Genomic DNA, 10,600 nt, shown 5'->3' with positions numbered 1-10,600 from the left:
TGCGGTTCAAAAAACGCCCCATGCGCCATCTGCGTCAAACTTCGGCCCCCGTGCAAAGCCCTCACAAGGGGAGAAGGAAGAGCGCCAAGCCGCACCCAAGCGCCTATAAATAGCCAACAATCTCAGGCGTCTGGTCCTGCCTGTCGTGCTTGCCGTCCTCGTAGACGATTGGGGCTGCGGCGAGTTCCTCTTCGGTGACGTCGTCGAGGCAGGCGACGTTCACCGCCCAGAAATTCCCGCCCATGAAATCGAGATAGCCGCGCGAGAGAAAATTCGCGCCGCAGTTCGGGCACATATAGTGGTTGATGTCGCCTTCCGGCCAGTTCGACGGCGTCGCCTTGTACTCCCGCATCCGGTCGCGGCCGTCCGTCACCCGCACGGCCTCATAGGCGGCGAAGGATTTCCGGTAGCTGAGTTTCCAGCAGAAGCTGCAATTGCATTTGCGGATGCCCTCAGCGAGGTCGATTTCGGCTTCGAAACGCACTGCACCGCAATGGCAGCTGCCGTGATAGGTCTTTTTCATGGGTTTCCTCCCAAACATGTCCTGGCTCCGCCGCCCGCCGGAGCCAGAGCATCCTTTGCTCCAGGCATGGCGCTTGACAAGCGGGCGCGACAAATCCACGATCATGGCAAGGGGTGCATCGCGACGACCCCGTGAGGCGTCAGCCCAACGTTCGCGTCCAAGCTTCTCTCTCAAGGAGGTGGACGCCATGCCGTCGACAACCGCTATCACCGTATCGCAACTGTCCCGTCTGATTGGTCTGCCGGGCGCGCCCGCGATCATCGATGTTCGCATCGAAGAGGATTACAGCGCCGATCCGCGCCTGCTGCCGGCCTCAAACCGGCGTGATTTCAAAACCGTCTCGACCTGGGCATCCGAATTCGCCGGCAGCCGAGTGACGGTCGTCTGCCAAAGAGGGCAAAAGCTCTCGCAAGGCGTGGCCGCATGGCTGCGGCATGAAGGCATTGCCGCCGAATCCCTCGAAGGCGGGTTCGAGGCCTGGCGCGATGCCAAGGGGCCTTTGATCAATGCCGGCAAGATACCGCCCCGCGACGAAAGGGGCCGCACCGTGTGGGTGACGCGGAGCCGCCCGAAGGTCGATCGCATCGCCTGCCCCTGGCTGATCAGGCGCTTCATCGATTCGGGCGCGGTCTTCCTCTTTGTCGAGGCGGCCGAAGTGTCGGCCGTTGCGGACCGCTTTCAGGCCGTGCCTTTCGACATCGACAATGTGTTCTGGACTCACCGGGACGAACGCTGCACCTTCGACACGATGATCGAAGAGTTCGGGCTCGAATCCGAGGCGCTCGACCGCCTGGCCATGATCGTGCGCGCCGCCGATACCGCACGCCTCGATTTGGTTCCCCAGGCAGCCGGATTCCTGGCCGCCTCGCTTGGCCTGTCGCGGATGTTTCGCGACGATCTGGAACAGCTGGAGGCAGGCATGCTGCTCTACGACGCGTTTTTCCGATGGTGCCGCGATGCCACCGAGGAGACGCACAATTGGCCAAGCGCGAGCAAGCCATCATGAGCGCCCCGGCTTCTGACAAAACGGGGGCTTCTGACAAAACGGGGGCTTTGGGAAAAACGGCCGAGATCGTCGAAGCGCCGGCTGCGCCAAGCTTCCGTGAAGGCGTAAAACTCTGGGCGAAAATCGGCCTGCTCAGCTTCGGCGGGCCGGCCGGCCAGATCGCGCTCATGCACAGGGAATTGGTCGAGGAACGGCGTTGGATCGGCGAGCAACGTTTCCTGCATGCGTTGAACTACTGCATGCTGCTGCCCGGCCCTGAAGCCCAGCAACTCGCCATCTATATCGGCTGGCTGCTGCACCGGACGATCGGCGGCCTGGTCGCCGGCATCCTGTTCGTCGCGCCGGGTGCGCTTGTGATGCTCACCTTGAGCATCCTCTATGCGCTGTATGGCGACGCTCCGCTCGTCGAGGCACTGTTTTTCGGGGTAAAGGCGGCCGTGCTCGCCATCGTGATCGAGGCGATGATCCGGATCGGACGTCGTGCCCTGAAGAACCGGGTCATGGTTTCGATCGCGCTCGCCGCCTTCATCGCCATCTATGCATTGAACATGCCGTTTCCGCTCATCGTCCTGCTTGCCGGCCTGGCGGGCTGGATTGGCAATCGTGTTGCGCCGGCGCTTTTTTCCGGCGCGGCGCACGGCAAGGACGCGGTTCCCGACATCAAGGGCGCGGTCGACCTGATGTTCGAGCGCGGCGAGCTGGCCCACGTCAGGCCGACGCGATGGCATGCGCCGCGCACCGTCGCGATCTGGCTGCCGATCTGGCTCGGGCCGGTGCTGCTGATCTGGGCGTTCACCGGATCCGCCAGCGTGTGGACGCAGATCGGCGGCTTCTTCAGCGTCATGGCGGTCGTCACCTTCGGCGGCGCCTACGCAGTCCTTGCCTATGTCGCGCAGGCAGCGGTCGAGTCCTTCGGCTGGCTCGCACCCGGTGAGATGGTCGATGGCCTCGGGCTTGCCGAAACCACGCCGGGTCCACTCATACTCGTCCTGCAGTTCGTCGGCTTTCTGGCCGCGTTCCGCCAATCCGGATCGTTGAGCCCGCTGCTTGCCGGATCGCTAGGGGCGATGCTCACCCTGTGGGCGACGTTCACGCCTTGCTTCTTCTGGATATTCCTCGGCGCGCCCTATATCGAATCCCTGCGCGACAACAAGGCGCTGTCGGCGGCGCTGGGCGCGATCACCGCCGCCGTCGTCGGCGTCATCATGAATCTCGCTCTGTGGTTCGGCTTGCACGTCATCTTCGGCGAGGTGCGCAACGTCGGGCTTGGAACCGACGTGCCGGTGCTCTCGTCGATCGACTGGCGCGCGGCGCTGCTGTCATGTGCTGCCATGATCGCCATTCTGAAGCTGAAGATCGGCATGCTGCCGACGCTTGCGGGATCGGCCCTCGCCGGTGTTCTGTTGCTGGCAGCGAGTGGTTAATGCATGTCGCGCAAAAGCATGCCCTCGGGCCTGACCCGAGCGTGTCCAGCGATTTTGCGATAACGACATGCATAAAACAACAACCTAAAGCGCGTCGCATGCGGCCGGATCAAATGCGACGCGCTTTAGCGGCTGCCTGCGGACGGCGCTTCGCTGCGGTTTCGGGCATTCGGATAGCAAAATCATGGCGAGACGACGTTCCTCCCTAGGCTTCCTTGGAATGTTCGGCCGTTCAGGCGACCTCAGGCAACTCGACGCCGCGTTACGCGACGTTGACCTTCATCCCGCCCTTGTGCCGGAGGGAGCAAAGCTCACCATCGTCAATCTGATGAAGGACCACTGGCCCGACGAGCCGCCGCCACAAGCCTACCCGCCGGTGGCGCAGCTGCTTGGCTATTGTATTGCCGGGCCGGAAGCATTCGAGCAATCCAACGGCCTTCGACATAGGCTGGATGCGGAGCGCCGGCTCGAGGCGGCACTCGAGGCCGGCGACAGCTTCGATGCGCAAATCATACTGATGACGCTGCATGCCAAGCTGATCAGTGGCGAGGTCGTCGACCGCTACGGGTTGAGCGCCGACTAGACCATGATCCCGAAAAGTGGAGCCCGGTTTTCGGAAAAGATCATGGTCAAACAGACTAGACCATGATCCCGAAAAGTGGAGCCCGGTTTTCGGAAAAGATCATGGTCAAATAAAGAGGTAGCGCCCCATCCCGATTTTGTCGGGATGGATTAGGCTCTGACCGTTTTGACGGGAACCGTCTTCAGCCGCCCATGCCGCTGCGCGGCAGTTGGATCAGATTGCCGAAGCGGGCCCGCAACTTGTCGTCGACCGGCTTCGGCACGTGGCGCGGGAAGCGCTCGGCGAGGATGCGTTTCTTCTCGATGATCGCCCGCTGCAGGATGTCAGGCCTGCCTTTCTCGTTCCATTCCTTCGGCGAAAAGCGGTCGCCGACCGCCGGATAGAAATATTCCGTCTGCATCAGCCGCAGTGTCTGCTCGTTGCCGAGGTAATGACCCGGCCCCTTCAGGCAGACGTCGGCGATGGTGTCTATCGACAGCGACTCATCGGTCACCTCGATGCCGCGCACGCAGCGCAGGCAATGGCCGAGCATGTCGTTGTCGATGATCAGGCTTTCCAGGCAAAAGCCGAGCAGCGAGGCGTGCATGCCGGCCGATTCGTAGACGAGGTTGAGGCCGGCAAGGCCGGCCATCACATCGGTGATGCCCTTTTCGTAACCGGACTGAATGTCGGGCAGTTTCGAGTCCGTCATGCCGGCGGCCGAACCGCCCGGCAGGTCGTAGAATTGCGCCATCTGGGCGCAGGCAGCGGTCAGCACCGCTTGCTCGGCCGAGCCGCCGGACATGGCGCCGGTCCTGAGGTCGGAGACGAACGGCCAGGTGCCGAAGATCGCCGGATGGCCAGGCTTGATGGCGTTGACATAGACGAGGCCGGCGAGCACCTCGGCCACCGCTTGCACCACCGCACCGGCGATCGCCGCCGGCGCCGTGGCGCCCGCCTGGCCGGCCGACAGCAGCAGGATCGGAATGCCGCCTTCGACGCAGGCCTCGAGCACGCCGCAGGCATCCTCGGCAAACTTCATCGGCGGCACGACAAAACAGTTCGAATTGGAGACGAAAGGCCGGGCGCGAAAATTCTCTTCGCCGCCGGCAATCGCATAAAGCATGTCGAGCGCCGGCTTGACGTTCTCGCGCACCGTGAAGGATGTGCCGACATGCTTCGACGTGCCCATCACGCAGGCGTAAAGCGTGTTGAAATCCATATCGAGCGGATCGGGGATGTCGCGCGGCACCATCGGCCGCTGGAAGAAATGGATGTTGTCGAGCCCTTCGACGATGCGGGCGGCGTCATAGATGTCCTGCAGCAGCGACTCGCGATAACAGCGCTTCTCGACGTCGACCAGATGCACCGCGGCGCCCGCCGTGCCGTAATGCACGCGCTTGCCCTGGATCAGCATGTCGTGCTTGGGATCCTGGCCATGCAGGGTGAAATGGCGCGCCGCTTTCTTGATGGTGTCGAGGACGAGCGCGCGCGGAAAACGGATGCGGCCGTCCTCGCCGAGCGTGGCGCCGGCCTCGGTCAGCGCCTCGATGCAGGAGGGGATGGCATTGGCGAAGCCGACCGTCTCAAGCAGCGTCAGCACCGCTTCGTGAATGCGCTCGCGGTCGTTTTCGCTGAGCGGTCCGTAGCTTCCGCCTTCAAGGCCGGCGCGCACCGGCTTGATATCGTCGGCAAGGGGTGCTGCCCGCATGGCGCGACGCGCTTCGCGCCCGCCGGAACGCCGCGAACGCTGGTCCGAGGGCGTATCCGGCTTCTCAACAGCCACTGACATGGGAGGCACTCCACCTTTAGCTGCGAAGCGGGCGGCGGTGGTTGGTCCACCAGGTGGTTGGTCCACCATCGTCCGCTTCGTCCCCCTTAGAGCGCCGCGCGTCCACTTGGACGCGCAAAGGACGCTCTAACACTTTCTTGCTTGCGCATGATCCTTTCCGGAAACCGAAGATTGGTTTCCGGGGTCATGCGCTATGCCTCGAACTATGCCGCCGGCATTGGCACAGCCTATGAGCCAGACGGTCCCGTCGCATATGCCAGGGGGCTAAACAACGGTGGCCGGTCATGGCCCCGACGAGGCATCAGGCGGCGGCCGGCCTGCGCCCGGCCGCCGTCGCCAGCTCGCGGATGCCGGGCTCGATGTGCTGCAGCGCGATCGAGGAGATGCCGAGCCGCATGAAGCGCGACGGCTTTTCGGTGCGGTCGAAGAAACGGTCGCCGGGCTCGATGATGACGCTGCGCGAGGCGGCGGCCTCGGCCAGCCCGCGCGAATCGGTGCCGCGCGGCCCTTCGAGCCAGAGCGACGCGCCGCCGGCGGAATCGGTCGAGCGCCACTCCGGCAGGAAGGCGGAAATCGCATGGATCAGACGCTTGCGCCGTTCGTCGAAGGCGCTCGACAGCCGCCGCACCAGCGCCTCGTGATGGCCAAGCGACAGGAACAGCGCGACCGCGCGCTGGTTGTTGGCCGGCGGATGACGCAGCATGAAGCGGCGCAGCGCGCGAAGCTCGGAGATCAGCCCGGCCGAGGCGACGATGTAGCCGAGCCTAAGGCCCGGAGCCAGCGTCTTCGACATCGAGCCGACATAGATGACGCGGCCGGAACGGTCGAGGCTCTTCAGCGCCTGCTGCGGCGCCTCGTCCAGAAGCTGGCTGTCATAGCCGTCCTCGATGATGATCTGGTTGTGGCGATTGGCGCGCGCCAGCAAATCCTGCCGGCGCTCCGCCGACAGCGGCACCATGGTCGGGCAATGGTGGCTGGGCGTCACGAAGACGAAGCCGGAAACGTTGGGAATAGAAGCGGTTACAATGCCGGAATGGTCGACCGGGACCGGTGCGACGTCGGCACCCGCCAGCCGGAAGATCGAGCGTGCGTCGGGATAGCCGGGGTCTTCCATGGCCACCTTGGAGCCCTTGGTCATCAGCAGCGTCGCCAGCATGTAGAGCGCGTTCTGCGCGCCGAGCGTGACGATGATCTCATCGGGATTGGCGAAGATGCCGCGCCGCGGCAACAGCCGCGCCTGGATCTGCTCGATCAAAAGCGGATCGTCGCGGTCGACCATGTCGGACGCCCAATTGCGGATCTCGAGCACGGCCAGCGCCATGCGGTTGCACTCGCGCCACTCGGCTGTCGGGAACAGTGCCGGATCGAACTGGCCATAGACGAAGGGGTAGGACGACTTGATCCAGTTGTCGTGCTTGGCCGGCGGCGGCATGTCACTGGCCGCGATCTGCCGGCGCGCCTTCCAGTCGATCTCATTGGCCTGGTCTGGCGCCTTCTGGTGCGGTTTGGCCGGCGTCGCCAGCACGTCCGGATTGACGAAATGGCCGCGCCGTTCGCGCGCCACCAGGAAACCCTGGTCGACGAGCTGCTGGAATGCCAGCACGACGGTGCCGCGCGCCACGCCGAGTTTCTCGGCCAGGATCCGGCAGGACGGAAGCGGCATCGAAGCGGCGATTTGCCGGTCGAGGATGGCGGCGACGATTGCTTGGCGGATCTGCGCCTGCAGGGTCTGGCCGGATTCCGCCGAAATCCGGAACAGGCCGGACCATATGGCCGTGTCGTTTCGCTGTGGCATGGGGATGTTCCTCGATGGCCAGCCTTTTTCACCTGGCTGGACCAGTCGAATGTACCGGTGGCACAAGCTGTTGCGCCAATCAATTTTTCTGATCACTGGGATTTACGCCAGTGATCCTTCCCAAGGGTGACGCAAAGCGTCATCCCGCTGGTGACGCAGCGCGTAATCCCGCTGGTGACGCAAAGCGTCATCCGGCTGCCTGACGCAGCGCGCCATCCCCCGCGTGCCGCGTTGCGTCATCGCTGCCTGACGCAACGCGTCATCGCGGCGCATTGAAACCAGTCGATTTCGGCTAGATAGTTCGGCGCGACGACACGCGCCGGAAACACCCGGTCTGTTATGTTGGCATTTCAAGGCTCGGAGTAAGGCAGTGGATCAATCGTCCTTTCAAAAACAGCTCGACGCCCTGCGCGATCACCGTGCGGCCAAATCGGGCAGCATGCGCGAGGCTTTCGCCGCCGATCCGCAGCGCTTCGAAAAATTCTCCGCCACCGACGGGGACCTGCTGCTCGACTGGTCGAAATGCGCGGTCGATGCGCAGACGATGGATCTGCTCGAGAAGCTGGCGGCAGCCGCCGATCTCGAAGGCCGGCGCGCTGCGATGTTCTCGGGCAAGAAGATCAACGTCACCGAAGGCCGCGCCGTGCTGCACACCGCGCTGCGCAACCTGAACGGCAAGGGCATCGTGCTCGACGGCCAGGACGTCAAGGCGCAGGTTGTCGCCGTGCTCGATGCGATGGGCGGCTTCGCCGATGCCGTGCGCTCCGGCAAGGCGGCCGGCGCCACCGGCAAGAAGATCACCGACATCGTCAACATCGGCATCGGCGGGTCCGACCTTGGCCCGGCCATGGCGACGCTGGCGCTGGCGCCCTATCACGACGGGCCGCGCACGCATTACGTGTCGAACATCGATGGCGCCCATATCCACGACACGCTGAAGGGCCTCTCCGCCGAAACCACGCTGTTCATCGTTGCTTCCAAGACCTTCACCACCATCGAGACGATGACCAATGCCGAGACGGCGCGCGAATGGGTGCAGAAGGCGCTCGGCAAGGAAGCGGTCGGCAAGCATTTCGCCGCCGTCTCGACGGCGCTCGACCTGGTGGCCAAGTTCGGCATTGCGTCCGACCGCGTCTTCGGCTTCTGGGACTGGGTCGGCGGACGCTATTCGGTGTGGGGCGCGATCGGCCTGCCGGTGATGATCGCCGTCGGCCCGAAGAATTTTCGCGCCTTTCTCGATGGCGCGCATGCGATGGACGAACATTTCCAGACGGCGCCGCTGGCCAGCAACCTGCCGGCGCTGATGGGGCTGATCGGCTGGTGGCATCGGGTGATCTGCCAATACCCCGCCCGCGCCGTCATTCCCTACGACCAGCGCCTGTCCAGGCTGCCGGCCTATCTGCAGCAGCTCGATATGGAATCGAACGGCAAGAGCGTCACCCTCGACGGCGGCGCTGTCCAGACGCCGACCGGCCCGCTGGTCTGGGGCGAGCCCGGCACCAATGGCCAGCACGCCTTCTTCCAGCTGCTGCACCAGGGCACCGATTTCATTCCGGTCGAATTCCTCGCCGCAGCCATCGGCCATGAGCCGGATCTCAATCATCACCACGACCTGTTGCTCGCCAACTGCCTGGCGCAGTCGGAGGCGTTCATGAAGGGTCGCACGCTGGAGGAAGCGCGTGCGCAGATGCTGGCAAAGGGCATGGCGCCCACCGAGGTCGACAGGATCGCCCCGCATCGCGTCTTCTCCGGCAACCGGCCCTCGGTGACGATCCTCTACAGACAACTCGATCCGCATACGTTCGGACGGCTGATCGCGCTCTATGAGCACCGCGTCTTCGTCGAGGGCACGCTCTTCAACATCAATTCCTTCGACCAGTGGGGCGTCGAGTTGGGCAAGGAACTGGCGACCGGGCTGCTGCCTGTCGTGGAAGGCAAGGAGAATGCCGCAAAGCGGGACGCTTCGACTGCCGGACTGGTGGGACACATCCATCGATTGCGCGGATCGGAGTAAGCGGCTTGGCCGAGATCAAGGGAATATTGTTCGACAAGGACGGCACCCTTGTCGACTTCAACGCGACGTGGCTCGGCGTTGCCGATTTCATGGCGATGGATGCGGCGGAGGGCGACCGCTGGAAGGCCGACAGGCTGCTTGCCGCGGCGGGCTACGATTTCGCCACCAAACGCTTCAAGCCCGATTCCATCTTTGCCTCCGGCACCAACATGGATGTCGTCGAGCTTTGGTTTCCGCGACTGTCGGATGAAGACCAGATGCTTGCCGTCGCCCGCTTCAACGAGATCACGTCGGTGCAGGGCTCGTCGATGGCGGTGGCGCTGCCGGGCATCGTCGAGACGCTTGGCGTTCTTCACAGGAAATCCTACCGGCTCGGCGTCGCCACCAACGATTCGACCACTGGCGCTGAGAAGACATTGCTCACGCTGGGCGTCGCGCAGCTGTTCGACGCCGCCTATGGTTACGACGCGGTGGCCAATCCGAAACCGGCGCCCGACACGATCCTCGCCTTCTCGGACCTGACCGGCCTGAGGCCTGCCGCGATCGCCGTGGTCGGCGACAATCGCCACGATCTGGAGATGGCGCGGGCCGGCGGCTGCGGTCTGGCGATCGGCGTGCTTTCCGGCACCGGCACGCGGGAATCGCTGTCGCAGATCGCCGACGTCATTCTGGATTCGGTTGCCGATCTGCCCGACTTTCTTTCGGCAAAGGTCAAGGAGACGATCTGAACTCGCCTCCGGGTTGCTCCGGCTCGAACGAGAAGACGCCGCTCGGCTTCGTCGCCGTGCCTTGGCCGACATCCGGCACCTGGTATTCGGCCAGAAGGTGAAGCCGCGAGCGGGGCAAGTAGGCGCGGCCCGGGTCGCCGATCAGCACATTGATGCCGGCGGCCAGGCAGCGGTCGAGGAAGGGGATGACCCGGTCGGCGAGATCTTGCCGGTAAAACAAGTCGCCGGCTGCCACGACGTCCACTGGCGGCGGCGGACCAGCGGTGATGTCCTCGCCGACGACCGTGATTTCGACGCCGTTCGCCGCCGCATTGAGACCGAGCGCGGCGACGCCATTGCGGTCGATCTCGGATGCAATCACTTGGCTGGCGCCGGCCCTTGCCGCGGCGATACCGACGAGGCCAGACCCGGCGCCGAGATCGAGCACGCGAAGCCCAGCCACGGTCTCCGGCCGATCGAGGATGTAGCGGGCAAGCACCGCGCCGCCGGCCCAGGCATAGGCCCAGTAAGGAGGCTGCGGCTCGGGGCCATCCTCGTCGGCTTCGTTTGCTTCTTCTTCCGGCTCGGCTGCTCGTCCTTGTGGACGCGTCAGCCGCCACAGTCCGCTCGCTGGATGGGCTGCATAAAGCCGGATTTCGGGAAGCGCGGCAACAGGGGCGATACGCATGTTCGCCTTGATGAACGTTAGCGGATCGGGACGGGAAAGCGTATCCGCCGCGTCATCGACAGTAAGGCTATCGGCCAAAATTGTCCCTA

The 10,600-nt window shown here is 64.2% G+C and carries 10 protein-coding genes; 6 read left to right on the top strand and 4 right to left on the bottom strand.

Annotated features, from left to right (window positions below; all coding sequences use genetic code 11):
- Positions 1-103 precede the first annotated feature (103 nt).
- A complete protein-coding gene (locus AC0L3O_RS33660; protein WP_473536474.1) occupies positions 104-523 on the bottom strand; it encodes a GFA family protein in 420 nt (139 codons plus the stop codon).
- A gap of 187 nt (positions 524-710) precedes the next feature.
- On the opposite strand from AC0L3O_RS33660, the gene AC0L3O_RS33655 reads away from it, so the two are divergent.
- From AC0L3O_RS33655 to AC0L3O_RS33645, 3 genes are all read left to right on the top strand, one after another.
- Entirely contained in the window at positions 711-1,529 is an 819-nt protein-coding gene (locus AC0L3O_RS33655; protein ID WP_287174115.1) for a chromate resistance protein ChrB domain-containing protein, read from the top strand.
- Positions 1,526-2,953: a chromate efflux transporter gene (gene chrA / locus AC0L3O_RS33650; RefSeq protein ID WP_084833904.1), complete on the top strand. Its 1,428-nt coding sequence runs from the start codon at positions 1,526-1,528 to the stop codon at positions 2,951-2,953. Before AC0L3O_RS33655 ends, chrA begins: the two co-directional genes overlap by 4 nt.
- Before the next feature lie 184 nt (positions 2,954-3,137).
- A complete protein-coding gene (locus AC0L3O_RS33645; protein WP_287066908.1) occupies positions 3,138-3,536 on the top strand; it encodes a hypothetical protein in 399 nt (132 codons plus the stop codon).
- 181 nt (positions 3,537-3,717) lie between these two features.
- Here the strand turns inward: AC0L3O_RS33645 and AC0L3O_RS33640 are convergent, their stop codons facing one another.
- A complete protein-coding gene (locus tag AC0L3O_RS33640) occupies positions 3,718-5,307 on the bottom strand; it encodes a trimethylamine methyltransferase family protein (protein WP_287174118.1) in 1,590 nt (529 codons plus the stop codon).
- Positions 5,308-5,608: 301 nt separating this feature from the next.
- Complete coding sequence (pdxR, locus tag AC0L3O_RS33635) at positions 5,609-7,102, bottom strand: MocR-like pyridoxine biosynthesis transcription factor PdxR (RefSeq protein ID WP_473536473.1); 1,494 nt, start codon at positions 7,100-7,102, stop codon at positions 5,609-5,611.
- A gap of 126 nt (positions 7,103-7,228) precedes the next feature.
- Here pdxR and AC0L3O_RS33630 point away from each other — a divergent pair, with 126 nt between their 5' ends.
- The 3 genes from AC0L3O_RS33630 to AC0L3O_RS33620 all read left to right on the top strand — a co-directional run bounded on the left by AC0L3O_RS33630 (position 7,229) and on the right by AC0L3O_RS33620 (position 9,844).
- Positions 7,229-7,378: a hypothetical protein gene (locus tag AC0L3O_RS33630; RefSeq protein ID WP_287180570.1), complete on the top strand. Its 150-nt coding sequence runs from the start codon at positions 7,229-7,231 to the stop codon at positions 7,376-7,378.
- Between the two features lie 94 nt (positions 7,379-7,472).
- A complete protein-coding gene (pgi, locus tag AC0L3O_RS33625; protein ID WP_023802892.1) occupies positions 7,473-9,116 on the top strand; it encodes a glucose-6-phosphate isomerase in 1,644 nt (547 codons plus the stop codon).
- 5 nt (positions 9,117-9,121) lie between these two features.
- The gene (locus tag AC0L3O_RS33620; RefSeq protein ID WP_023802893.1) at positions 9,122-9,844 is read left to right on the top strand and encodes an HAD family hydrolase; all 723 of its coding nucleotides are present in this window, start codon (positions 9,122-9,124) and stop codon (positions 9,842-9,844) included.
- Here the strand turns inward: AC0L3O_RS33620 and AC0L3O_RS33615 are convergent.
- Entirely contained in the window at positions 9,828-10,589 is a 762-nt protein-coding gene (locus AC0L3O_RS33615) for a class I SAM-dependent methyltransferase (RefSeq protein WP_473480047.1), read from the bottom strand. The two genes, AC0L3O_RS33620 and AC0L3O_RS33615, sit on opposite strands and share 17 nt — an antisense overlap.
- Positions 10,590-10,600: the final 11 nt, after the last annotated feature.

The sequence above is a fragment of the Mesorhizobium sp. WSM4810 genome (genome assembly GCF_055811235.1).
The sequence above is the reverse complement of the archived record's forward strand: the minus strand, read 5'-3'. Positions and strand labels throughout refer to the sequence as shown.